Here is a 24829-nt window from a genome sequence, read left to right as displayed (position 1 = left end):
TTAGCACCCGCGAAAAAGGCGTGGTGTCGGTTAATCCCAACAGGCCTCGAAAACAGTTGAGGTCTCAAGTAAATGCGGGTTCAGTCTGCGCCGGCGACCGGCGGCAAACCATGGCGCTGGCGCGCGCGGGTGCAGGCGTCGCTGCCTTCTTCGAACTCGCGGCACGGCGAGGGGCGCCACTCGTAAATGCCGCAGGCTGTTCTGTCGCCCACCCGGCCGGTGAGGGCGGCGCAGCGCGGTGGCGAATGGTCGGTGCCACGCATGCGCGCCGTGTGGTCGGTGACCTCCACCGCCAGCCCCGCCGGCACGCTGCCGCCCATGTCCTGCGTCTCATGGACCGAGAAGTCGACACGGAAGCAGGCGCAGCAGGCGCCACACGAAGTGCAGGCGCTCATGACGCTGCGCCGGCCCTCACCACCGCAGGTGCCCGGTACACCAGCACCTTGAGCGATCGGTCTTGCGAGACATCGGCGAACACCGCCGGGTTCGCCAGGCGCTCCTCGAACACCAGCTCGGGCGCCGCCGCCTGCATCTGGTCCATCAGAAAGGCCGGGCTGAGCTGCGGGGCGTTCAGGCACAGCAGCACGCGGCCTTCCGGGCGCAGCAGGTCGGGCAGGCGGCGGATGAGCTTGATGTAGTCGTGGCTGGCCACGAAGCTGCCTTTCTGGTGGCTCGGCGGATCGACGATCACGAGGCCGTAGGGACCACCGCGTGTGATCTTGCCCCAGGTCTTGAAGATGTCGTGCACCAGGAAACTCGCACCTTCCTTCAGTGCATTCAGCGGATGGTTCTGCTGACCGATGGCCATGGCGCCCGCGCTCATGTCCACGTTGACCACCTGCTTCGCACCGCCTTGCAGCGCCACGACCGAGAAGGCACAGGTGTAGGCGAACAGGTTGAGCACCTTCTGCCCGGCGGCGTGCGCGCGCACCCACCGGCGGCCTTCGGCCATGTCGAGAAACAGGCCGTGGTTCTGTCCCTTGAGCAGGTGCACCAGGTAACGCGCGCCATGCTCGGTCACCACATGGGGGTCGGGTGTGTTGCCGGCCATCAGGCGGGTGTCGGCCTGGCCTTCGCCCCGGCACTGGAACACCCAGTTGAGCGGCTCGCCCGGCGCGATCACGTCCCATCGGGCGGCCAGCGCCGTGTGGATCACGGCGAGCGTTTCCTCGGGCACCGGCTGGAAGCTGGTGAGCAGCCAGACCGGGGGGAACGCGTCCAGCGTCCACTGCTCGCAGCCCGGGTGCAGGCCGCCGCGGCCATGGAAGACACGGCGCGCGTCGCTGCCGGGTTCGATCAGCGCGATCGCGTCGAGCAGGGCCTGCATCAGGCCAGTCGGCCCAGCAGCAGGAATTCCATCAGCGCTTTCTGGGCATGCATGCGGTTCTCGGCTTCGTCCCACACCACCGACTGCGGGCCATCGATCACCTCGGCGCTGACCTCTTCGCCACGGTGGGCCGGCAGGCAGTGCATGAAGAGCGCATCGGGCCTGGCCTGGCGCATCATGTCCTCGTCGACGCACCAGCGTTTGAAGGCTTCACGGCGCACCTCGTTCTCGGACTCGAAGCCCATGCTGGTCCACACATCGGTGGTGACCAGGTCGGCGCCCGCACAGGCTTCGCGCGGGTCCTTGAAGACCTTGTAGCAGTCGCGGTTGCTGATGCCGGCGAGCACCGGGTCGACCTCGTAGCCGCCGGGCGTGCTCACGTGCACGGTGAAGCCCAGCAGCTCGGCCGCCTGCAGCCAGGTGTTGGCCATGTTGTTGCCGTCACCCACCCAGGCCACCACCTTGCCCTTGAAGGCATCGAGTGGTTTGCCGCTGGACGCCGGGCGGTATTCCGCCAGCGTGAACAGGTCGGCCAGGATCTGGCAGGGATGGAACTCGTTGGTCAGGCCGTTGATCACCGGCACTCGGGAGTGCGCGGCAAACGCCTCGATCTTGCTGTGCTCGAAGGTGCGGATCATCACCAGGTCGACCATGCGGCTGATCACCTTGGCGCTGTCTTCGATCGGCTCGGCCCGGCCGAGTTGGCTGTCGCCGGTGGTCAGGTGCACGACCGAGCCGCCCATCTGGTACATGCCGGCCTCGAAGCTCACGCGGGTGCGCGTGCTGGCCTTCTCGAAGATCATGGCCAGCGTGCGGTCGGGGTCGGCGAAGGGCTGGTACTTTTCGACGGCCTTGAACTTCTTCTTGATGTGGGCCGCGCGCTCGAGGACATGGGCGCACTCGTCCGCGCTCAGGTCCTTGAACTGCAGGTAGTGGCGGATCGTCATGTCGGGCTCTGCTCCTTGAAGAAAGCGTGGATCAGCGGCAGCAGGATGGCGAGCACCTCGTCGGCCTCGGCGATGGTCATGATCAGCGGCGGCACCAGGCGGATCACGCTGTCGGCCGTGACGCTGATCAGCAGGCCGGCATCGGCGGCGCGCTGGGTGAGGGCGCCGCAGGGTCGCGTGAGTTCCACGCCGATCATCAGGCCCTGGCCGCGGATCTCTTTCAGGCCGGGGTGGCCGCCCAGGCTTGCCACCAGCGCGTCGTGCATGTGGGCACCCACGCGCTCGGCGTTGGCCAGCAGGCCGTCTTCTTCCATGATGCGGATGGTTTCCACCCCGGCGCGCATGGCCAGCGGGTTGCCGCCGAAGGTGGTGCCGTGGTTGCCAGGCTGGAAGATGTGGGCGGCTTTCGGGCCGGCCACCACCGCGCCGATCGGCACGCCGGAGCCCAGACCCTTGGCCAGTGGCATCACGTCGGGCAGGATGCCCGCCCACTGGTGGGCAAACCACTTGCCGGTGCGGCCCATGCCGCACTGCACCTCGTCGATCATGAGCAGCCAGTCTTGCGCGTCACAGAGGGCTCGCACGTCTTTCAGGTACTGCGCCCGCATCGGGTTCACGCCGCCTTCGCCCTGGATGGTTTCGAAGAACACGGCCACCACGTTGGGGTTGCCCACGGTGGCCTTCTTGAGCGCCTCGATGTCGTTGGCCGGCACGCGGATGAAACCCTCCACCAGCGGACCGAAACCCGCCTGCACCTTGGGGTTGCCGGTGGCCGAGAGCGTGGCAATGCTGCGGCCATGGAAGGCCTTCTCGTAGACCACGATTTCCGGGCGCTCGATACCCTTGTCGTGGCCGTACTTGCGGGCCAGCTTCAGCGCCGCCTCGTTGGCTTCGAGCCCGGTGCTGCAGAAGAACACGTTGGTCAGCCCCGAGCGCTCCACCAGCATCTGTGCCAGGCGTTCCTGGTCGGGCACGTGGTAGTAGTTGCAGCAGTGGATCATTTTGGCCACCTGGTCCTGCAAGGCAGGCACCAGCTTGGGATGGCCATGGCCCAGGGTGTTGACGGCGATGCCGGCCAGCGCGTCGATGTACTCCTTGCCGTTCACATCCCACACGCGCACCCCCTTGCCGTGCGACATCGCGATCGGCAGGCGGCCGTAGGTGTTCATCACGTGGGGCGAGGTGGCGGGGTGGAGGGCGGCGTTCATGGGTGGCTCCGGGAAAGTGGGGCGCTGGTGGGCCAAAAAGAAAGCGGCTCAACGCAGGTTGAGCCGACGAAGCGCGATTTTAGGCGCAGCGGGCGGGCATCATCATTGCTTGTTGGTCATCGCTGAGATGCACGCCGACCCGCGGCCGGGCCCCCGGGTAATCCCTCGCTTCAAGTCTTATATAAGATAGAATACCCAAGGCTTCCATGGGCGAGCGATCCTCGTTCCCGAGGCGGTTTTCTCCCCTGCAAGGCCCTCCATCCGAAGGCTCTCCCCGATGGTTTCACCCACAGCCAAACAAGTCTTCATTCAGGGCGTCACCCAGAACGGCCGCACCTTTCGACCCAGCGACTGGGCAGAGCGTCTGGCCGGCGTGATGAGCCCGTTTCGCCCGGGCGGTGCCCAGCCCGGCAGCCACCTGAGTTACTCCCCCTGGTGCGTGCCCAACACCATCAACGGCATCAAGTGCGTCGTGGTCCACGTGGACCTGCGCGAGGCCGAACCCATGGCCTGGGACTTCTGCATGAACTTCGCGCGCGACAACGATTTGCAGGTGGTCGAGGCCTGCCTTTTGCCGGACCAATGAGGCCGCCCGGGCGGCGCCTTGTGCCGGTCTCTTCGCTGAAAGCAAAAAAGCCGTCGTGAGACGGCTTTTTTGCTTTTGCTGGCAGCGCACCCGTTTCAAACGGCAGGCCTGGATGGGCCCGGGCTGGTGGTCTGGCGGGGCCAGACCGGTGGGTTTCAGGCAGCGGCTGCTGCGAGGCCCTTGACTTTGGTCGACAGGCGGCTCTTGTCGCGAGCGGCCTTGTTCTTGTGGAAGATGCCCTTGTCGGCAACGATGTCCACCACTTTCTGCATCTTGGCGAACAACTCGGTCGCCTTGTCCTTGTCACCGGCCAGAACAGCCTTTTCGACGTTCTTCACGGCGGTGCGGTACTTCGAGCGCAGCGAGGTGTTGGCTGCATTGATCTTGACGTCCTGGCGCACGCGCTTGCGGCCAGACGCCAGACGGGGGTTCTTTTTCTTCGGCTTGGTTGCCATGGTGTGATTCCTTCAATGTTTGGGGATGATGCCAGCAAAGCCCGCAATTTTAGCATGGACCGCCCTGCCGGCAAGGCGCTCGGCAAGCGACGGGCAGCGCATCGTTACACTCGCGCCGTGACCCTGTTCAAGTCCGCCTCCCTCGTCTCCGTCCTCACCCTGGCTTCGCGCATCACGGGCCTGGTGCGCGAGTTGCTCATGGCGGCAACGTTTGGCGCCAGCGCGCTCACCGATGCGTTCAACGTCGCCTTCCGCATTCCCAACCTGCTGCGCCGCCTGTTCGCCGAGGGCGCGTTCAGCCAGGCGTTCGTGCCCGTGCTGGCCGGCGAGCGGGAAAAGGAGGGCGATGAGGCCACCCGGCAGATGGTCAACCAGATCGCCACGGTGCTGGCCTGGGCGCTCACGCTCACCTGTGTGCTCGGCGTGCTGGGCGCGCCGGTGCTGGTCTGGGCCATGGCCAGCGGTCTGAATGAAGAGGGCTTCAACGCCGCCGTCTTCATGACACGCTGGATGTTTCCCTACATCGCCTTCATGTCGTTTGTGGCGCTGTCGGCCGGCATCCTGAACACCTGGAAGCGTTTCGCGGTGCCGGCGGCCACGCCGGTCTTGCTCAACGTGGCCATGATCGCCGCCGCCTGGTGGGGTGCGCCGTGGTTCGCCACCCTGGGCATCGAGCCGATCTTCGCCATGGCCGGCGGCGTCTTGCTGGGCGGCGCCATGCAGTTGGGCATCCAGCTCCCGGTGTTGCGCCGGCTCGGCATGCTGCCGCGCGTGAGCCTGCGCTGGTCGGGTCTGCGCAGGGCCTGGGCCCATCCGGGCACGCGCCGCGTGACCACGCTGATGCTGCCCGCGCTGCTGGGCGTGAGCGTGGCGCAGATTTCCCTGCTGATCAACACGCAGATTGCCTCGCATCTCGCCACCGGCAGCGTGAGCTGGCTCACCTATGCCGACCGCCTGATGGAGTTCCCCACCGCGATGCTGGGTGTGGCGCTGGGCGTGGTGCTGTTGCCGCAACTGGCTGCGGCCAAGGCCGCCGACGACGCAGCGCGTTACAGCGGCCTGCTCGACTGGGGATTGCGCCTGGTGGTGCTGCTGGCCGTGCCTTGCGCGGTGGCCCTGCTCACGTTTGCCCAGCCGCTGGTGGCGGTGCTCTACCACTACGGGGCCTTCACCGCGGCCGACGTCCAGCGCACCGCCTCGGCCCTCATGGGCTATGGCGCCGGACTGATCGGCCTGATCGCCATCAAGGTGCTGGCGCCGGGCTTCTATGCGCGGCAGGACATCCGCACGCCGGTCAAGATCGCCATCGGGGTGTTGATCCTCACCCAGGTGCTGAACTACCTGCTGGTGCCGCATCTCGCCCACGCCGGGCTGGCACTGGCCATCGGCATCGGCGCCATGGTCAATGCCTTGCTGCTGCTGGCCGGCCTGATGCGGCGCAAGGCCTACCTGCCGTCGCCCGGCTGGGCCCGTTTCGGTTTGCAGGTGGTGGCCGCCAGCGCGCTGCTGGCGGTGTTTCTCATGTGGGTCGCGGCCCGCGTGAACTGGCTCGGTTTCGAGGGTCAGGCACTGCAGCGCGTGGGCCTGCTGGCGCTGTGTGTGCTGGGCGGTGTTTTGGTCTATTTTCTTACCCTGCTGGTGGCCGGGTTGAACCTGCGCCAGTTCGTTCGAAAATGACGTAACCTGCGGCATTCACGCGCCTGACTGCCATGACCTCCGCTTACGAATTCTCTGCACCCACGCCACTGGGCTACTTTGCAGCCCTGGTCGGGGAAGAGGACGCGTTTCCGCTGTTCGAGGCGGCTGCTTCCATCGCCCAGGACGAGTACCCCGACCTGGACATCCAGCAGGTGCTCGGCGATGTCGACCAGATGCTCTCGCGCGTGAAGCGGCGCTGCAACCCGGACGCCGGACCCTTGCAGCGGCTGCGAACACTCAACCAGTTCTTCTTTCGCGACATGGGGTTCGGCGGCAACGTCAACAACTACTACGACCCCGACAACAGTTACCTCAATGCCGTGCTGCGCACGCGCCGCGGCATTCCGATCTCGCTGGCCGTGTTGTGGCTGGAACTGGCTCAGGGGTTGGGGCTCAAGGCGCGGGGTGTGAACTTTCCGGGCCATTTCATGGTGAAGGTCAACCTGCCGAACGGGCAGGTGGTGATCGATCCTTTTTCCGGCCAGTCGCTCAGCCGCGAGGATCTCTCCGAACGCCTGGAGCCCTACAAGCGGCGCAACGGACTCGTGGACGATTTCGATGTGCCGGTGGGTTTGTACCTGCAGGCCGCCACGCCGCGCGAGATCGTGGCCCGGCTGTTGCGCAACCTCAAGGAAATCCACCGCACCCAGGAAGACTGGCTGCGACTCATTGCCGTTCTTGATCGCCTGCTGATCCTGTTGCCCGATGCCTGGAGCGAATACCGCGACCGTGGACTGGCCTGGGCCGAAATGGGCGATGCGCGGCTGGCGGTGAACGACCTTGAAATCTACGTGGAACACTCCGACGACACCATGGACCGCGAGGCCATCACCCAGCGGGTGCAGGAGTTGCGGCGAGCGTTGAACTGAACAGCAAGGACACGGGGCGCCGCCGGGTCTTGTCTGTTCACTGGCGCACACAAGGCGTGGCTCGCGGAGGTGCTTGTGTGTCGTGGTGTAAAGCTGGTTGACGCACCCTGCAGGGGCCATGACCATGGTGTCCAGGTGGTGAATCCTTCGCTGCTGCCGACCTTCAAAACACGAGATCTCCATCATGATGAAAACCCTCAAGCGCCTCGTTGTCACCGCCCTGATTCCCTGCATGGCTCTCGCCGGTGTGCCGCTGACCGCCCAGGCCTCCATGGTGTCGACCGAGCAAGCCATGGTGACCCCCGCCGGCGACGCTGATCGTGAGCAAGTCAGTGCCTTCTTCACACGCGCCGACGTGCAGACCGCGCTGCAGGCCCAGGGCGTCGACGCCAATGCCGCCATCGAGCGTGTGCAGGCCATGTCCGACGTGGAGGTGGCCCAGCTGGCCGACCGCGTCGACCAGGCACCTGCCGGTGCCGGCGTGGTGGGTGTCCTGTTCACCGTGTTCCTGGTGCTGCTGGTCACCGACATCCTGGGCCTGACCTCGGTGTTCCCGTTCACCCGCAGCATTCGATGAAATCCTGGCGACTTCGCTGTTCGACCCCCGCCCTGGCGGGGGTTGTTCTTTGTGGGTTGCTTCTGGGTGGCTGCGCGACGCCGCCGCAATCGGCCGAACTGCAGCGCAGCTGGCCGGACCGGCTGCCGCCGCAGGTGTTGCTCGAGCAGGTGCCGTTTCACCCGCAGGATGACCTGTTGTGCGGTCCGGCCACGCTGGCCATGGTGGCCCAGTCTGCGGGCTCCAGCGTCACTCCCGAGCAGCTCACGCCGCAGGTTTACCTGCCCGGTCGCGAAGGTGCCCTGCAGACCGAGATGCTGGCGGCCACGCGCCGCCAGGGACTGGTCGCCTATCCGCTGGCGCCCGACCTGCAGACCGTGCTGACCGAGGTCGCCAGCGGGCACCCGGTGCTGGTGCTGCAAAACCTGTCCTTGCCGTTCTCGCCCATGTGGCACTACGCGGTGGTGATCGGCTACGACCGCACCGCCCGGCAGGTGATGCTTCATTCCGGCACCACGGCCCGCCTGCCCATGCCGATGAGCACGTTCGAGAACACCTGGGCGCGCTCTTCGCATTGGGCGGTGCGGGTGACCCGACCCGACCAGTTGCCGGTGACGGCGCGCCCCGATGACTGGGCCGTGGCGGTGGCCGCGCTGGAGCGCTCCAGCCCGCTGGCGGCGCGAACCGCCTACGCCACGGGGCTGCAGCGATGGCCACAGCACCGCATCAGCCTGCTCGGTCTGGGCAACGCCGCCTACGCACTCGGCCAGCGCGACGAGGCAGCGCGGGCCTTTGCAGCCACCACGCAGGCGCACCCCGATTTCGCCGACGCCTGGAACAACCTCGCGCAGGTGCGGCTGGAACTCGGGCAGTTGCCCGCGGCCCGGGTGGCGGCCCGGCGGGCGGTGGCACTGGGCGGCGCCCGGCTGACCAGCTACCAGACCTTGTTGCAGACCATCGAAGGCCGCCTCGCCGCTGCGCCAGACACAGGGACACGCCAATGAAACAGATCCTGCTCGTGGGTGCCACTGGCCTGGTGGGCTCTCATGTGCTGCAGCAGGCGCTGGCCGACCCGGCGGTCGGGCGCGTGGTCGCGCCCACCCGCCGCTCGCTGGTGCCGCATCCCCGGTTGCTCAATCCGCTGGTCGATTTCGAGCGCCTGCCCGACGACGCCGACTGGTGGACCGTGGACGCGGTCATCTGCACGCTGGGCACCACCATCCGGGCGGCTGGCTCGCAGGCCGCGTTCTACAAGGTCGATCACGACCACCCGCTGGCGGTGGCCAGGCTGGCGCGGCAACACGGCGCTGAAGCCTTCGCTTTCAATTCGGCGCTGGGCGCCGACGTCGGCTCGCGGGTGTTTTACTCGCGCACCAAGGGCGAGGCCGAACGCGACCTGCAGGCGGTGGGCTTTCCCTCCCTGACCTTTGTGCGCCCGGGCTTGATCGGGGGCCACCGTGAACAGAGCCGCCCGGCCGAGCAGCTGGCCGTGACGGTGTCAGGCTGGGTGGGACCGCTGCTGCCGCGGCGTTTTCGCGTGGTGCCGGCCGAGCGCATTGCCCACCACCTGCTGCAGGCGGCCATCGTGGCTGCACCCGGGCTGCACGTGCTGCCGTCCGAAGCCCTGCTGTAGCCCGTCAGCCCACCACCACGGCCGCGCCTTCGCCGCGCGGCGCAATGCGGCCAATCTCGAACACCGTTTCACCCAGACCGCGCAACGTGGCGGCGCAGGCCGCGGCCTCGTCGGCGGCGATCACCACCACCATGCCGATGCCGTTGTTGAAGGTGCGGTTCATCTCGATGTCGTCGATGCCGGCGGTCTGCTGCAGCCAGGCGAACAGCTCGGTCTGCGGCCAGCTGCCCTTCTTCAGGTGGGCGGCCGTGCCCTCGGGCAACACGCGCGGGATGTTCTCGAGCAGGCCGCCGCCGGTGATGTGGGCCAGGGCCTTGATCGGGTGCTGTGCCAGCGCCGCCAGCACGTTCTTCACGTAGAGCCGGGTCGGCTTCATGATGGCCTGCTTGAACGGCGAGCCGTCCAGCGAGGCGGGCAGATCGGCACCGGCGCGCTCGATGCACTTGCGCACCAGCGAGAAACCGTTGGAGTGCACGCCGTGCGAGGCCAGGCCGAGCACCACATCACCGGGCGCCACGTTCTGGCCGTTGAGGATCTTCGATTTTTCGACCGCGCCCACGCAGAAGCCGGCCAGGTCGTATTCGCCCGCCGGGTACATGCCGGGCATCTCGGCGGTTTCCCCGCCGATCAGCGCGCAGCCGCTGAGCTCGCAGCCCTTTGCAATGCCGCCCACCACCGCTGCGGCGGTGTCCACGTCGAGCTTGCCGCAGGCGAAGTAGTCGAGGAAGAACAGCGGTTCGGCGCCCTGGACCAGCACGTCGTTCACGCTCATGCCCACCAGGTCGATGCCCACCGTGTCGTGCATGTTCCATTCGAAGGCCAGCTTGAGCTTGGTGCCCACGCCGTCGGTGCCGCTCACCAGCACCGGCTCCTTGTAGCGCTTGGGCACTTCGAACAAGGCACCGAAACCGCCAATGCCGGCCAGCACGCCTTCGCGCATGGTTTTCTTCGCCAACGGTTTGATGCGTTCGACCAGCGCATCACCGGCGTCGATGTCGACGCCGGCGTCTTTGTACGAAAGGGGGGTGGTTGGAGAGGTCATGGGCGGGCTGGCCCGCGCGAGGGCGGGGCGGTCGTTGGTTCAGTGCGGCGGGCGGGTGGGGGGCTTTCGGGTACCCTGAGGGCGGCCCGATAGAATTTGCTCCTGATTTTAAGGGTTCGCCCTCGCGGCCTCATCGACCTTCGCGCTCCATGCCACTGACCTCCAACCAGATCCGCGCCTTGCTCTGGGCCCTGATCGCGGTGTTGGGCGCCCTGCTGCTGTCCCTGCTGGCACCGGTGCTCATGCCCTTTCTGCTGGCCGCCGTGCTGGCGTATGCGCTGCATCCCCTGGTGGAGCGGCTGCACGCCCGGCACGTGCCACGCTGGCTGGGCGCCGGCCTGGCCATTGCGTTGCTGATGCTGGTGTTGCTCGCCGTGCTGCTGCTCATCGTGCCGGTGATCACGAAACAGGTACCGCTGCTGCGCGAGCAGGTGCCGCTGCTGCTCGACCGCCTGAACGACGCCCTGTTGCCGCTGGCCACCCGCTTCGGGGTCAACCTGCAGGTGGACGTGAGCCAGGTGCGCGAGTGGTTGCGCACCCTGATCACCGGCAACGAGAGCGAGCTGATCAACGGACTGCTGTCGTCGCTGCGCATTGGCGGCAGCGCCCTGGCGGCGGTGATCGGCAACCTGTTCCTCATGCCCATCGTGGCCTACTACCTGCTGCTTGACTGGAACAGCCTGGTCGAGCGCACCAAAAGCCTGATCCCACCCCGGTGGCGCGAGAGTGTGCAGAGTTTCCTCAACGAGACCGACGACGTGCTGGGCCAGTACCTGCGCGGCCAGCTGCTGGTGATGGCCGTGCTGGCGGTGCTCTACACACTGGGTCTTGCGCTGGTCGGGCTGGACCTGGCGTTGCCGATCGGCGTGTTCACCGGCCTGGCGGTGTTCGTGCCTTACCTGGGCTTCGGCCTGGGTCTGATGATGGCCTTGTTCGCCGCCCTGCTGCAGTTCCAGACCGTGCTGGGTGTGGCGCTGGTGGGTGGCGTCTACCTGCTGGGCCAGGTGGTCGAGAGCATGTACCTCACGCCGCGCCTGCTGGGCGAGCGCATCGGCCTGCATCCGATCGCCGTCATCTTCGCCCTGCTGGCCTTCGGCCACCTGTTCGGCTTCGTGGGTGTGCTGATCGCGCTGCCGGCCAGCGCGGTGCTGCTGGTGGCGATCCGCCGCGCGAAGCGCGGCTATGTGCAAAGCGGCATGTACCTGGGCGAAGCGCAGCGCGTCGAACAACGGAACATCGAGCCATGAGCACCGGCCCGGGCTCCATGAAACAGATGGCATTGGACATCGGTCTGGCGCCGGTGCCCACCTTGTCCAACTTCGTCGCAGCGGGCAACGAAGCCGCGCTTGAACACCTCCAGCTCTGGGCCCACAACCCGATGCGTTCGCCCGTGCCCACTTTCCTGTGGGGCGAGAGCGGCAGCGGCAAGACGCACCTGCTGCGCGCGGTGCGCGAGAGCCTGCGCGAGCACGGCAGCCGCGTGGGCTGGATCGATGTCGACACGCTCGACCCGCCCGAGTTCGACGAGCAATGGGACGCCGTGCTGCTCGACGACTGCCACCTCTACACCGCCACGCAGCAAGCGGTGGCCTTCAACTGGTTCGTGAACGCGCAGAACCCGGCGCACGGCCCGGCGCGCTGGGTGCTGGCGGCCGCCAACTGCCCGCCGGCCGACCTGCGCCTGCGCGAAGACTTGCGCACCCGCCTGGGCTGGGGCCACGTGTTCCAGCTCCGGGCGCTGGGTGAGACCGAACGCCGTGGCGTGCTGCGCCGCGCCGCCGACGAACGCGGCGTGTTCCTCAGCGACGAGGTGATGGACTTCATGTTGCGGCGGTTTTCGCGCGACCTCTCCAGCCTCATGATGCTGCTGGACCAGCTCGACGCCCATGCGTTGCGCACGCAGCGCGCCATCACCATTCCCCTGATCAAATCCATGCTGGAAAACGAATGAGACTGGCCCTTTTTGACCTGGACCACACGCTGATCCCGTTCGATTCCGATCACGCCTGGGGCGAATTCACCGTCGCGCTGGGCTGGCGTGACGGCGAGCACTTCACGCAGGCCAACGACGGGTTTTATGCCGAGTACAAGGCCGGCACCCTCGACATCCACCGCTACGTGCGCTTTGCGATCGAAGCGGTGCGCGAGCGCGGCCTGAAGACCGCGCGCCAGGCGCACGAACGCTTCATGGCCGAGGTGGTGCTGCCCGCGGTGAGCGACGCGGCGCGCTCGCTGGTGCGCTCCCACCAGGACGCTGGCGACCAGGTGGTCATCGTCACCGCCACCAACGAATTCGTGACGCGCCCGATCGCGCAGGCCTTCGGTGTCGAGGAGCTGATCGCGATCGATCTGGCCACCGACGAGCGCGGCGAACCCACCGGCGAGATCCGGGGCACGCCCTCGTTTCGCGAGGGCAAGGTCGCCCGTGTGGAACAATGGCTGGCCGCGCGTGGCCTGGAATGGGCCGACGTGCAGCACAGCACCTTCTACAGCGACTCCATGAACGACATGCCGCTGCTGGACAAAGTGCACGAGCCCGTGGCCACCAATCCGGACGCCCCGCTGCTGGCCATTGCCCTTGAACGGGGCTGGCGCATATTGAACCTATTCGAATGATCAAGAAATTCATTGACAGGCTGCTGGGCAAATCGCCCTCGGCCCCCGCACGCCGCGCGAACCCGTTCGGCAAACGCGAGGACGTGCCGGTGTCCGTGCACGGCATCGACCCGAAACTGGTGGACCAGCGTGCGCTGGACGTGGTGCACACCCTCAAGCAGGCCGGGTTCGAGGCGTTCATCGTGGGCGGCGCGGTGCGCGACCTGCTGCTGGGCCTGCGTCCGAAAGACTTCGACGTGGCCACCAGCGCCACGCCCGAGCAGGTCAAGGGCCTGTTCCGCCGGGCCTTCATCATCGGTCGGCGTTTTCGCATTGTTCACGTGGTCTATGGCCGCGGCCGTGAACACGAAATGATCGAGGTCTCGACCTTTCGCGCCTACCTCGACAGCGCCGACGCCGAACAGGTCGCCGGCAACGAGCGCACCAGCAAGGGCGAACTCGCCGGCATGAAGCACGCGGTGGATGCCAGCGGGCGCGTGCTGCGCGACAACGTGTGGGGCCCGATCGAGCAGGACGCTGCGCGCCGCGACTTCAGCATCAACGCCATGTACTACGACCCCGAGTCGCAGACCGTGGTCGATTTCCACCACGGCATCCGCGACGCGAAAAAGAAGACGCTGCGCATGATTGGCGACGCTGCCACGCGTTACCGCGAAGACCCGGTGCGCATCATCCGTGCGGTGCGCTTCGCGGCCAAGCTCAGCGCACTCGGATTCACCTTCGACGCCAAAACGCTGGAGCCGCTGGCGTCCTCGCGCAAGCTGCTGCTGGACGTGCCGCAGAGCCGCCTGTTCGATGAAATGCTCAAGCTGCTGCAAACCGGCCACTCGCTGGCCAGCGTGGCGCAACTCAAGGCCGTGGGCCTGGACACCGGCATCTACCCGCTGCTGGATGTCGTGGTGCAGCGGGCCGGGGACGATTTCGTGAAACTCGCCCTGCAGGACACCGACCGCCGCGTGGGCGAAGGCAAGCCGGTGGCGCCGAGCTTTTTGCTGGCCTGCGTGCTCTGGGCCGACGTGCGCAAGGGCTGGAGCCAGCGGCTGAACGCCCGCCCGGGCCAGCGTCCGCCGCCGCCGGTTGCGGCCCTCCAGGACGCGGTGGACGAAGCCTTCGATGCACGCATCGGTGACGTGTCGGGGCGCGGCAAGCTGGGTGCGGACATGCGCGAGATCTGGATGATGCAGCCCCGCTTCGACAAGCGCGTGGGCACCTCGCCGTTCAGCCTCGTCGACCAGGCGCGTTTTCGCGCCGGCTTCGACTTCCTGCGCCTGCGCGCCCAGGTGGGCGAGGTCGAGGAAGAACTGGCCCACTGGTGGGAAACCTTCAGCATGGCCAGCGACGACATGCGCGAAGACATGGTCGATGCGCAGCGGCGTGACAACCTGGCCAAACCCGGTGCCGGCAAGGCGCGGCGGGTCAAGCGCGGCGACGAGGACCATCCGGCCAGTGCCGGCGCCACAGCCGATGCGCTCGCGCCCGACCCGCGCTTTCGCGCTGCGGCCGACGAGGCCGAAGACCGCGAGGAAGACAGGGACGGTTCCGACGAATCGGGCGAGGCCACCCCCCCGGCCGACGGCTCGGCGCCCGCGAAGAAACGCCGCCGCCGCCGCCGCAAGCCCGGTGGTGCGGCGGCCAGCGGCGAACCCGCGGGCGACTGAGCGCGGCTGCCATGGCGCGGCCCGAGGTGACGGCCTTCATCGCGCTGGGAGGCAACCTCGGCGATGCCGCGCAGACCCTGCGGGACGCGGTCGCCGCGCTGACCACCACGCCCGGCATCGGCAGGGTTCGCTGCTCCAGCCTCTACCGCACCGCACCGGTGCAATCCAGCGGGCCCGACTATGTCAACGCCGTGGCCGAGGTCTCGACCACCCTGAGCGCGCCGGCCTTGCTGGATGTCCTGCAAGCCATTGAAAACCGCGCCGGCCGGCAGCGCCCCTACCTCAACGCGCCGCGCACGCTGGACCTGGATTTGTTGCTGTATGGCAGCGCGCGCATCGAATCACCGCGACTGACGGTGCCGCACCCGCGCATGCGGGAGCGGGCGTTCGTGCTGGTTCCGTTGCACGAGATGGCGCCGGGGCTGGTGTCGCAAGAAGCGCTGGCTGCCGTGCAAGGGCAGCACATCGCGCCGGGCCAGACGCCACGCTGAGTCACTTCGGGCCCTGTGCAGGGCGCTGGCGCTCAGGTGGGTGCGTCGAGCGAACGCGCGGCGCCCAGCAGGGCCGGCGACTGCTCCGAAGTGATCACCCAGACCGGGATGCCGGCCAGGTAGGGCCTGAAGCGCCCCTTGTCTTCGAAGCGCTGGCGAAAGGGCGACGAGTCGAACCAGGCGCCAAGCCGCGGCACGATGCCGCCACCGACATACACGCCGCCATGCGCACCCAGCGAGAGCGCAAGATTGCCCGCCACCGTTCCCAGCACCGCGCAGAACATGGTGAGTGCCTCCACCGCCTGGGGGTGACGGGATTTCAAGGCGGCCTCGGTCACCGCTGCGGCGTTCTGGATCGAACCGGTGGCGATGCCGTCGGCCTGACAGAGCAGCCCGAAGGTGTCGAGCAGGCCTTGTCCGCAGACCAGGCGCTCGGCCGAGGCATGGCCGTAGCGTCGGGCCAGGCCGTCCATCACCAGGCGCTCCCGCGCCGTGATCGCCGGCAGCGTCACATGTCCTCCTTCACCCGCCAGAGGCACCCAGGCCGTCTCGCCGACAGGGATCAGACCCGACACGCCCAGACCCGTGCCCGCACCCAGCAGCGCAATGGGCGAGCGCGGCACGGGCGCCGTGCCTCCCACCTGGCGCAATTCGCTGGCTGGCAGGTCGGGCAGGGCCAGCGCCAGGGCGGTGAAGTCATTGAGCAGGCGAAACGTGTGCAAACCGAACTCGGCCTTGACCGCCGCCTGGGAAAACGACCAGTCTGCGTTGGTCATGTTCACCTGGTCACCGGTGATGGGGTTGGCAATGGCAATCGCAACCGCCCCCGGCCCACCTTGGCCGATACCCTCCAGGTAGCTGCGAATGGCGTCCTGTAGGCGGAAAAAGTCCGAGACCTGCAGGACCTGTGTGTCCATCAGTGGGGCGCCGGGCCCCGCCTGCCAGGCGAAACGGGCATTGGTGCCGCCGATGTCGGCGATGAGGCGGGGCAACGGGATGAGGTTGAGGGCGGGCATGAAAAAGTAGCTGTTGGGTGGGCAGCGAGATAGCGCCGTGGAGTTTCCCGGAGAAGGTTTGAATAGTACCCATCATGTAATTAGATTACAAAGAAGTTGGGGTACCTAAAGAAAAGGCCGGTCGCTACCGACCGGCCTTTCTTGGATGCACTCAGCACGTGCAGTTTTTGCTGTCAGCGCCAGGTCAACCCTTAAAACCCACTCACTCGCACAACATAGGCACTGGTCATGCCCATGCAATCCTTGAACGAAGAAGGATCCCTTCGTGAAGGCGATAGACCCCAAGTTCAAACCGGTTGCATAGGGCGGTGCAACCATCTAACTACGAACAACCCCGCACCCTGGCGGGATCATAGGTTGCCGATTGCTTGGCTTAGTTGTTGGTGAATCCGACCGGACCAAGGTTCACACCGGTCGTGTAGTTCCCGCCGTCAATATTGGTGTAGTTGAAGCTCGTCCCCGGAACGGTCACCACCACGCGCGCCAGTTTGGCAAGCACGTCCGCTGCTCCCAAGTCGCTACCGCAAAGGCCTTTCACTGTGAAGCCGGACAAGGGCATCGTATAGAAGCCGCCTGCCCCGTTCTTCAGGTTCGCGGTGAGGTTTTGCGTGACTTCTGAGCCGCCCGAGCCCGTTGTGCAGCCGGCAACCTTGGGACCTGTCAACGTCACTTCGAGGACCGGGTCAAAATTGGTCCGCTCAAACATAGGCGCTGGGCCCCACACCTTGACCTTGAGCTTGCTGAAGCTGCTGACATTGACAGTGCCATTGTTGGGCGCGTTGACGTACGTACCCATGTAAGCGGCATTGGAGACGGGTCCTTTCAAGACAAAGTAACGGAAGAAGTTGGGCACCCCAAGTGGAGCGATAGCGGTGCCGGCAACCCAGCCACCCTCATCGACCTTCTGGCTGGAGTTGCTCAGGTTCACATCGTCCTGGAAGTAGCCAATGTCGCCACCGGAAATCCCGGTGATGGTGCCGAAGTTCGCCGTTTTTGCGTTCGGCCATGCCGCCAAGTTGTTTGGCGGGGTTGGCTCGGCGCTGCCCACATAGTTCACCGCAAACAGCCCTTCGCCCGCAACAAACATGGTGTTGCCGCCATCGCCGGTTGTGACATTGCCAGCCGCGGTGGTGAGCGTTTGCGGGCCGCCTGAGCCCAGGTCTACGCCTGGAGTCGTGGCACCGCCGCCACCGCCACCAGCAGCGGCGAGCACTTTGATGTCGTCAAAGTAATACGTCTTTCCTGGTGCAGCATCGACCACGCCGAAGTTGGGGAGTATCACGAGCAGGTTGTAAGCGCCGGCGGAGGTACTGGCTGCGCTGTAGGTCCAGGTCAGGGTCTGCCAGCCGACAACGACGGTTTCGTTGGCATCAAGCTCAATGCCACCAGCCGACCCCTCGACCTTCATCACCATTCGGATACCAGCGGTGGGCGAGTAGACCTTTGCTGACAGGGTCTTGCGGTCAGCGGCGAATTGGAAAGTGGCCTCCAGAACATTCAGCGCGTATGTCTGTCCACCCGAACGCAACACGCCCAATACCGCGCCAGTCCCACCCCCTGCCGGTATGTCGGTGGTGGCGATGAAGCCCGTACCGCCATGCTCAGGGCCGCGGACGACCGGGACGACGGTGTCAAAGTCAGCGACAACCGTGTCGTTTCCAGAGGGCGGTGGCGGTGGCGGTGGCGGTGGCGCGGAAACCGCTACCGCGTACTTCAGCTCGTCGAAGTAGAAGGTGGTGTCACTCGACAAAGCTGGCTGAGTACCACCAACCTCGCTCCAAGCCGGGAAGATAGACGCCTTGTTGTACGTGACCGCGGCGCCATAGGCTCCCAGCGTCAGGTTGGCGAAGTTGAATGTCAGCGTCTCCCAACCGTTCTGCACGGTGGTGACCGCCTCCGCGAACGCGAACTTGGTGGGATCAATGACGTTTTCTAGCTTCAGCGATATCTTGGTCCCAACCGCGGCGCCCGAGTAGCTCTTAAGGGTAACCACCTTACTGGTTGCCAAGCCCACAGCGTCGATCGAGAGCGCGTCAGGGTTGACGGTTGGATCTCCCATCGTGTACACCGTTGCGCCTGCCCACGGCTGAGAAGCCGGGCCTTTGACCATTTTCAGAACCGGATTGGCTGCATCGTCTGGATCGTTTGCTACCTGTGCGGAATTGAGCAGCTCGAACGGATTGGCGCCAACGGTCGACTCACTGAAGCTGATGCACTGCTCGGTGCTCGTAGCGCAACCAGTAGACACCGGCGCGCTGGCCAGCGCCACATCGTCGATCCAGTACGTCTGTGCGCCAAGGTTGGACACGTTGGTATCGGCTGAAAACACCATAACCGTGTAGTTGTTGGCCGGATTGACACCGTCGAGCACCCAAGTGAGCGTCTGCCAGGTGTTGGCTGCCGTGACCGTAGCGGGCAGTTCGGTCGCCGTCCCGCCGGGGACCTCCACTTTCAGATAGACCACAGCGTTGGCGCGCGTGGCGTAGACGCGCGCCGTGATGGTCTTGCGATCGGCAGCGAAAGGGACCGCAGGGACATCGAAGTATGTTCCGCCATAGGTAAAGGGAGCACCTGTTGCTCCATCTATGGAGCCAGTCCGGTCCAGCTTGAGTGCATTGCCGCTGCCACCGGCCGGTGCCGTGGCCACGCTAGGGCCAGCGTCACCAAACGCACCGATATTTGTCGCCGGGGAGGTCGCCTCATCCCATGAGATCAGTACCGTTCCGTTAACTGGGGGCGGTGGCGGGGGAGGCGTGATCCCGCCTGGGACCTGTTGAACCAGCGTGGCGGCCAGGTTGGTGGTGGTTGAGCTGGGTGCAGCTGCCAGAGTCGTCTTGTTTTGTAGTGCAAAGGACGCAATGGTGGTGTCGCCCTGCACTGTCCTGGTGATCGCGGTGATCGATGCAGCATCCGTGGCTTGAAGGATTGCGTTGGCCTGCGTAACCACGGCACCTGCCATCACCTGCGCGAGGCTCTCGGCATTGACAGCCAAGCCTGCCTTGATTTCGGTACTTAACGCAGAGGACGTTTGCACCCGTAAGGTGGCGGCCTGCACCAGGGTTGTCACAGCAGCCTGGTCCATGGTGCCACCTGACAGAAGCACCGGATTGGAGCGCAGCGAATTGGCTACTGAGGCAGCGACTTCACTGTAAATCGTGGGGAGTACACCCGAGGCACCAGCACCGGCCACGTTCGCCAGTGTCTCGGCCGTTTTCTGAATCAGTTGCTGAACAGCGAGCGTCTTGCGGAACAGGTCGGGATTGACCAGCACCCCGCCGACCTTACGGGCAGGGTCCAACGTACGTACATCGGTACCACTGGGCAAACCGAGTGCAGTATTGATCTGGTCCTTCGTCATGCCAGCGGAAATCAGCGTGGTCAGCGGCGTGACAAAGGTGGCGCCTGGAGGCGCCTGGAGCTTGCCCGTGAAGGGAAGACCAGTATCGAGGTTGGTGCCACCCGTGACCACAATGGTCGCCGAGCAGGCGCTGGCGAAGTTGAAAAATCCGGTGGAGTCGGTGGTTGTGCTGGACTCACCGGCATCAGACTGGCCGTTGCCATTGCTGTCGCACAACACGGCAGAGCCGATCAGGTAATCGTCCACCGCGAATCCGCTGGATCCAGCGACGGTGTTTGGCGGCGAGGCGCCGCCGCCACCGCAAGCGGCAACCAGCAAGGAAGCAGCCACGGCGATTGCGGATAAGGCAAAGCGAGGATTGATATTTGGCATTGTCATTGTCTCCAGAGGATGTTTGCGTAGGCTAGCGAGCACGGGGCGCAATTTTGAAAGCGCTTTCATAAATGGTAGATAAGTTGCATACTTGGCGCAAGACGTGGAAGCTCGGTGATTACCCTAGGCGGCGCAAGAATTTTTGCAGTGCCTGCACCGGGGGTCAAACGGCGTGTCGACGGGCCACCGCACCCCCGGCGCACGAGATACGGATGTGCCTCGCAAATCGTCAGCGTTGAAACACCCGAACGTACTCCACTTCCATCACCGCAGGCAGCGCGGTGTTGTCCACCGCTCCACCCAGGTCACCACCGATCGCAAGGTTCAGGATCATGAATTGCGGCGCGTCGAACGGCCACTGGGTTCGGTCGCCATCCCTCGGATTACGGAACTCGAAGTAGTTCGTGCCGTTGACGCCGATGACGATGCGATCGGTGTCCCAGCTCATCTGGTAGTTGTTGAAGCTGGTGCAGGCATTCGGCAGCGGTGTGGTCGCGCCTTTGGCCACGCCCAGCGTGCCGCCGCTCCAGTTGTAGGCCTTTGTGTGCAAGGTGCCCAGCACTTCGCGCTTGGCCAGCGCCGATGTGCCTCTCTGCTCCATGATGTCGATTTCACCGTCATCCGGCCATTGACCGCCGGTGCCCAGCATCCAGATGGCGGGCCATGTGCCCAGCCCGCAAGGCAGCCTGGCCCTCACCTCGAAGTGCCCGTAGGTCCAGCTCGCCAGACCCCGGGTGATCAGACGCGCCGACGTGTAGTTCTGCCCGCCAAAATCGGGCGCGCTGCTCAGGCGTTCCTGTCGTGCCGTGATCACCAGTCTGCCGTTTTCAACCCGTGCGTTTTCCACTCGCCTGTCGGCGTAGTACTGCAACTCGTTGTTGAACCAGCCTTCGCGATTGCGCCCGGTGTCGTGCAGCCACTTGCTCGCATCCGGCAAACCCGGCGTTTCGAATTCGTCGCTCCACACCAGCCGCATGCCTGCCGGGATCGTGGTCGCGGGAGGGCTGGTCACAGCGCCTCCGGGGGGCGCGGGAGGTGGTGTCAGCAGACCATTGGAGCCTGACGCCGCGGGTTCGTCGCCGCCACCGCCGCAGGCGATCAGCGCCAGCGACAAGCAGAGGATCTGCACCTTCATCGAAGCATGCCCAGCGTGCGCGGCATCACCCTCATGGTTTTGCCGTCGCTGAACCTGACGTCGATCGGTGCGTTGCCTGCGTTGTAGGCGAGGTGGGTGGTGCTGCCATCGGCGCGCTTGAACACGGTGTAGAACGGCGTGTCTGCCGTGACGCTGAAGTCGGGCAAGCCCTTGGCATCGAGACTCAGCATCCAGTGCAGCGTGCTGGTGCGGGTTTCGCCCAGTTCCACCGATCCCCAACGCTTCCATTCAGCCAGCGCCTTCTTCGGATTGGCCAGGGCCTGGTACTTGGAGAAGATGTCCTGCCAGATGTCGGGCGGTGGTGGATTCGGCGGGAGCTTGCCGAACTCCTTGTACAGGGCTGTCTCCGGGATCAAGGCGTCGAGATTCTTCTGGACGTAGTCGGGGTAGCGACCCAGGTAGATCGCACCCGTGTTGATCGGCAGCAGGTTGATCCCCTTGATCTGGCGAGGCTCGTCCGTCCACCAGGTGTTGTGGGCGTACTTGCCGCCAAACACCATGCTGGTTTCGACGTTCTTGTACTCGGGCGGGAAGACGAGCTTGTGCACGTCGAACCAGTAGTGGTCGATCGCTTCGACCTCGCTGGTGTACAGGTAGACACCCAGATCGCGCACCGCCTGGTTGCCTGTCACTTCACCCCACAGGATCAGCCCTGCCCAGGCGTTCACGGCTTCGGAGCTGGACTCCTGGTTGTTGCCGAACTCGCCCAGGCCCACGCCCGAGGCCCAGGAGTGCGCCTCGTAGGGGTCGAAGTTCCTGAGGAAGGGGAAGGCCTTGTCCCCGCGGCCGGTGTGCGCGATGTCGGCAATGAGTTTGTCCACCATACCGCCCCAGCGCTCCTTGGCCGCCCAGGCTGGATCGCGCAGGGCGATCTCGGCGGCCGCGCGGATCCAGTAGCCGTAGTGGAAATGGTGGTCGTTCATCTGCTCGATCGAGAAGTACTCCTCGGGGTGCGCGACCAGGGTGCCCAGCTTCTCGTCGTACTGGAAATAGGTCTTGTTGTCCTTGCCGGAAAACCACTCTTCCATGCGGTCCTTGACCAGCGCCAGCAGCCGGTCGCGCTCCTTCAGATCGCCCTGTTGCTCAACCACGTCCATGAGCTTGATGACACGCATCAGTCCCTTGCCTTGCCAGTACGGGCCATTGCCGCCCTGGCGCAGCATGCGCCGCGCATCGCGCACATCTTTGGACATCACATCGTCCAGCCTGGGCGCGCCGGGCTGCTCAGCCGCGGCGGGCCAGAAGGGCACCCAGCCCAGGTACGGTTTGACGATCTTGAACTCGGCCGCGGCCAGGGTCCGGATGTTGCCGCGCAGGGTGTCGAACCCGGGGCCCAGGCGCTCTGCCACCAGCGCATTGCGGAACCAGTGGTGCGGGTACAGACCCAGCAAGGGTGTGGTGTTGGCGCCTTCCATGGCCTGTGTCGTGGCCGTGAAGGTCGTCTCGACACGGCTCTGTGCCTGGTCGTAGCGCCAGGCCACCCGGGTGTCCTGGATGAAGGCATAGGCATGCTGCGTGAACAGCGCGAGCGTCTGGGGCTTCTCGTCGGGCAGCGCCGCTGCGGAAAAGTAGCCTTTCCCTGCGGGAAGTCGACCGACAAAGGCATCTGCGCCCTGCGCCTCCCACTGCACGCCCTGCGGGCCAAACACCGCGTAGCGCTTGCCCTTGACGTTCAAGACCAGTGCTCGCGGATCGGCAGCGTTCTCGATGCGCGTCGACGCGGCCGGCAGCTGCACGCGGATGTCGCCCCGGTTCAACTTGAAATACACATAGGGGCTGCCGTGGGACACCGTCGCGACCAGCGCATCGTTGCCAGCCCCCATGGACACATCGATCGACCAGTCGCTGGCCTTGGCCAGTTGGTGCGCATCCAGCTTGAACGCGGTCGGCGAAAACACCAACGGGTCGCGGTGCGGGTAGTGGATTTCCACATCCCGCCGCCACGTGGGCACGACCTCCTTGGAGGGCAGTGCGAGCTCGAAGCCGGTCGTGGCCACCTTGACCGTCAGCGGCTGGGCAAAGACCACTTCGGGTTTGGCATTGAAGATCAGGGTCGAGTACCACTGGTTGGTCTGCGCTGCCGTCTTGAGCAGTTCCGGTGTCCGGTGCGGCGCAGCCGGTGGTGTCTTCTCGCCAGACTTGGGCGCCAGCCAGTAGCTCGCCTCACCCACCTTCACGGTCTGGGCACCAGCGGCACAGACCACCCCGGCCATCACGATCACACACAGTTGTTGCACCAGCTTCATGAGTTGCTCCGCCATATCTACGTTTCCGGACCTCACGATGATATTGAAAGCGCTTTCAGGCCGGGCTATGGTTTTCACTTAGATCGGCCGTTTTCGCTGCCATTTGTCCTTCAGCCACGTGTGCAGGCACACGCGGCAGGGGCAGCGCTAGGGTAAATACCGGTGTCTGTGTGACGAGGCGTAAATATCATGATGAAAGCGCTTTCACATACAACGAGACAACCACTGCCATGAGCCAATACCCACACTCGCCGCAGCGGCGACCTGGAATCCGGACAGCGATCACCCGCGGAACGGCCCGCTGGTTTCGCAACAGCACTGCCCTGGTGGCACTGGCAGCGTCGATGCCGGCTCAGGCGCTCGACTTCGGCCCCGGTGGCATCTTCAGCATCAACGGTTTTGGCGAAGCCACCGCGACCGTGGGCAACAACCAGTGCCCACCCGAGGGATGCCAGCTCAGCCCGGAAACCGATCGCCAGCGCATCTGGGCCGACGCGGTTGTCCCGGGACGAACGTTGTCGACCGAAGTGACCGGCTTCACGCAGTTCCAGCTGTGGCTGGGTGCCAAGTACGACCTGGGCGGCGGCTTCCGGATCAAGGGCACGCTCAGCCAGAACTGGCGCGACTTCAAGATAGACACGCCGGGCTTTGTGCGCGAAAGAAACGTCGCGCTCAGCCACGAAGAGTACGGCACGCTCACCGTGGGTGAAACGGTCTCGCGCACCTGGCAGTTCGCTGATTTTCCCTTCGGATCCAACCTGGGTCTGTCATCTGCCTGGGCCGGCAGCGGCGCGGGCTATCGCAACCTGACGCGCGCCGTGCGCTACACCTCACGCGTGTTCGATGTGGCAGACGGCGACATGGTGCTGGAGGCCACCTACGATCGCGGCTCCGATGACTTCAAGGTCAACAAGCCTTCGTTCTATGAGCTGTGGGCCCACTATGGCAAGGGCGATCTGTCGATCGACGCCATGTACCAGCGCACGCGCAACGGAACGCCGTCGGCTTTCGGAGCTGCGGTCTTCTACGCCCCTTTCTACGATCCCGCTGCCGACGGTCGTCTCGGTGCTTCCGGGCAGAGCGTCGCCTTGCTGCAGGCCATCTACCAGTACAGCCCGAAGATCGAACTCTCGGGTGCGATCCGACGCAACCAGTGGAGTGGCGCCTATGCGGTGGTGGCCCTGGACGGACCACCCTTGCAGTGGAATTTCCCGTTCAACGTGGACTGGGGCGGCACGCTCAATGGGGTCCCGAACCCTGGCTACCCGGCCCGCTCGACCGACATCGCACTGGGTGCCCGCTACCGCATGGACAAGTGGACCTTCTCGACCGGGCTGGTCTACATCGGCAAGGCCAGCACCGGCAATCCGAGCGAACGCGGCCAGAGCAACTCGGCGTTGGTGAACACCATCGGCGCGACCTACAACTACGGCAATGGCTGGGAAGCCTCGGCGTTTGCCGGGATGATCCACTACCGCCTCAAGGGCCTGGCACCCCTGGGCATGCCATCCAACGCCACCATCAACGCCATCGACTCGCGCGTGACCAAGGCCGGCAACTGGTTCGGTGTCGGCATCAAGTACAACTTCTGAGGC

22 protein-coding genes are annotated in these 24829 nt (G+C 65.4%); 12 read left to right on the top strand and 10 right to left on the bottom strand.

Going from position 1 to position 24829, the window contains the following annotated elements:
* Positions 1-80: 80 nt before the first annotated feature.
* The 4 genes from QUV35_RS02495 to QUV35_RS02480 are packed head-to-tail and all read right to left on the bottom strand — an operon-like array spanning position 81 to position 3482.
* Positions 81-395 (bottom strand): YkgJ family cysteine cluster protein, encoded by a 315-nt coding sequence (locus QUV35_RS02495; RefSeq protein WP_300870587.1) that lies wholly within the window; start codon positions 393-395, stop codon positions 81-83.
* Positions 392-1327 (bottom strand): class I SAM-dependent methyltransferase, encoded by a 936-nt coding sequence (locus QUV35_RS02490; RefSeq protein ID WP_300870586.1) that lies wholly within the window; start codon positions 1325-1327, stop codon positions 392-394. The genes QUV35_RS02495 and QUV35_RS02490 overlap by 4 nt, the downstream gene beginning before the upstream one ends.
* Entirely contained in the window at positions 1327-2274 is a 948-nt protein-coding gene (gene argF, locus QUV35_RS02485) for an ornithine carbamoyltransferase (protein WP_300870583.1), read from the bottom strand. Before argF ends, QUV35_RS02490 begins: the two co-directional genes overlap by 1 nt.
* Positions 2271-3482: an aspartate aminotransferase family protein gene (locus QUV35_RS02480; protein WP_300870582.1), complete on the bottom strand. Its 1212-nt coding sequence runs from the start codon at positions 3480-3482 to the stop codon at positions 2271-2273. Before QUV35_RS02480 ends, argF begins: the two co-directional genes overlap by 4 nt.
* A 277-nt stretch (positions 3483-3759) precedes the next feature.
* On the opposite strand from QUV35_RS02480, the gene QUV35_RS02475 reads away from it, so the two are divergent.
* Complete coding sequence (locus QUV35_RS02475; protein WP_300870581.1) at positions 3760-4068, top strand: DUF3579 domain-containing protein; 309 nt, start codon at positions 3760-3762, stop codon at positions 4066-4068.
* Between the two features lie 155 nt (positions 4069-4223).
* Here the strand turns inward: QUV35_RS02475 and rpsT are convergent, their stop codons facing one another.
* Positions 4224-4523 (bottom strand): 30S ribosomal protein S20, encoded by a 300-nt coding sequence (rpsT, locus tag QUV35_RS02470; protein ID WP_069047062.1) that lies wholly within the window; start codon positions 4521-4523, stop codon positions 4224-4226.
* Between the two features lie 117 nt (positions 4524-4640).
* Here rpsT and murJ point away from each other — a divergent pair, with 117 nt between their 5' ends.
* The 5 genes from murJ to QUV35_RS02445 all read left to right on the top strand — a co-directional run bounded on the left by murJ (position 4641) and on the right by QUV35_RS02445 (position 9279).
* Positions 4641-6200, top strand: coding sequence for a murein biosynthesis integral membrane protein MurJ (gene murJ, locus QUV35_RS02465; protein ID WP_300870580.1), 1560 nt, complete (start codon positions 4641-4643; stop codon positions 6198-6200).
* A gap of 32 nt (positions 6201-6232) precedes the next feature.
* On the top strand, positions 6233-7090 hold the full coding sequence (locus QUV35_RS02460; RefSeq protein ID WP_300870579.1) for a tetratricopeptide repeat protein: 858 nt from the start codon (positions 6233-6235) through the stop codon (positions 7088-7090).
* Positions 7091-7274: 184 nt separating this feature from the next.
* Positions 7275-7667 (top strand): PA2779 family protein, encoded by a 393-nt coding sequence (locus tag QUV35_RS02455; RefSeq protein ID WP_300870578.1) that lies wholly within the window; start codon positions 7275-7277, stop codon positions 7665-7667.
* Entirely contained in the window at positions 7664-8650 is a 987-nt protein-coding gene (locus QUV35_RS02450; RefSeq protein WP_300870576.1) for a PA2778 family cysteine peptidase, read from the top strand. Before QUV35_RS02455 ends, QUV35_RS02450 begins: the two co-directional genes overlap by 4 nt.
* Positions 8647-9279, top strand: a complete 633-nt coding sequence (locus tag QUV35_RS02445) for an NAD-dependent epimerase/dehydratase family protein (RefSeq protein WP_300870575.1) — start codon at positions 8647-8649, stop codon at positions 9277-9279. The genes QUV35_RS02450 and QUV35_RS02445 overlap by 4 nt, the downstream gene beginning before the upstream one ends.
* Before the next feature lie 4 nt (positions 9280-9283).
* On the opposite strand, the gene purM is transcribed toward QUV35_RS02445, so the two are convergent.
* On the bottom strand, positions 9284-10321 hold the full coding sequence (gene purM / locus QUV35_RS02440; RefSeq protein WP_300870573.1) for a phosphoribosylformylglycinamidine cyclo-ligase: 1038 nt from the start codon (positions 10319-10321) through the stop codon (positions 9284-9286).
* A 149-nt stretch (positions 10322-10470) separates the two neighbouring features.
* On the opposite strand from purM, the gene QUV35_RS02435 reads away from it, so the two are divergent.
* From QUV35_RS02435 to folK, 5 genes are read left to right on the top strand one after another with little or no spacing between them, the layout of a single operon-like run.
* Positions 10471-11568: an AI-2E family transporter gene (locus QUV35_RS02435; RefSeq protein WP_300870572.1), complete on the top strand. Its 1098-nt coding sequence runs from the start codon at positions 10471-10473 to the stop codon at positions 11566-11568.
* Positions 11569-11585: 17 nt separating this feature from the next.
* Positions 11586-12272 carry a DnaA regulatory inactivator Hda gene (hda, locus tag QUV35_RS02430; protein ID WP_300870793.1) on the top strand — a complete coding sequence of 229 codons (687 nt, stop codon included), beginning with the start codon at positions 11586-11588 and terminating at the stop codon, positions 12270-12272.
* Positions 12269-12937: an HAD family phosphatase gene (locus QUV35_RS02425; protein WP_300870571.1), complete on the top strand. Its 669-nt coding sequence runs from the start codon at positions 12269-12271 to the stop codon at positions 12935-12937. Before hda ends, QUV35_RS02425 begins: the two co-directional genes overlap by 4 nt.
* On the top strand, positions 12934-14595 hold the full coding sequence (gene pcnB, locus QUV35_RS02420; RefSeq protein ID WP_300870570.1) for a polynucleotide adenylyltransferase PcnB: 1662 nt from the start codon (positions 12934-12936) through the stop codon (positions 14593-14595). Before QUV35_RS02425 ends, pcnB begins: the two co-directional genes overlap by 4 nt.
* Before the next feature lie 11 nt (positions 14596-14606).
* Entirely contained in the window at positions 14607-15086 is a 480-nt protein-coding gene (folK, locus tag QUV35_RS02415; protein WP_300870568.1) for a 2-amino-4-hydroxy-6-hydroxymethyldihydropteridine diphosphokinase, read from the top strand.
* A gap of 32 nt (positions 15087-15118) precedes the next feature.
* On the opposite strand, the gene glk is transcribed toward folK, so the two are convergent.
* The 4 genes from glk to QUV35_RS02395 all read right to left on the bottom strand — a co-directional run bounded on the left by glk (position 15119) and on the right by QUV35_RS02395 (position 23234).
* Entirely contained in the window at positions 15119-16102 is a 984-nt protein-coding gene (glk, locus tag QUV35_RS02410) for a glucokinase (protein WP_300870567.1), read from the bottom strand.
* Between the two features lie 373 nt (positions 16103-16475).
* Positions 16476-19832 (bottom strand): hypothetical protein, encoded by a 3357-nt coding sequence (locus tag QUV35_RS02405; protein ID WP_300870566.1) that lies wholly within the window; start codon positions 19830-19832, stop codon positions 16476-16478.
* A 229-nt stretch (positions 19833-20061) separates the two neighbouring features.
* The gene (locus tag QUV35_RS02400; protein ID WP_300870565.1) at positions 20062-20967 is read right to left on the bottom strand and encodes a glycoside hydrolase family 16 protein; all 906 of its coding nucleotides are present in this window, start codon (positions 20965-20967) and stop codon (positions 20062-20064) included.
* Entirely contained in the window at positions 20964-23234 is a 2271-nt protein-coding gene (locus QUV35_RS02395; RefSeq protein WP_300870564.1) for a glycosyl hydrolase, read from the bottom strand. The genes QUV35_RS02400 and QUV35_RS02395 overlap by 4 nt, the downstream gene beginning before the upstream one ends.
* A gap of 230 nt (positions 23235-23464) precedes the next feature.
* Between QUV35_RS02395 and QUV35_RS02390 the strand changes: the two genes are divergently transcribed.
* Positions 23465-24826, top strand: a complete 1362-nt coding sequence (locus QUV35_RS02390; RefSeq protein ID WP_300870563.1) for a hypothetical protein — start codon at positions 23465-23467, stop codon at positions 24824-24826.
* Positions 24827-24829 lie beyond the last annotated feature (3 nt).

It is taken from the genome of Hydrogenophaga sp. (assembly GCF_030373225.1).
Lineage (GTDB): Bacteria > Pseudomonadota > Gammaproteobacteria > Burkholderiales > Burkholderiaceae_C > Hydrogenophaga.
This window is presented reverse-complemented; position numbering and strand designations above follow the sequence as displayed.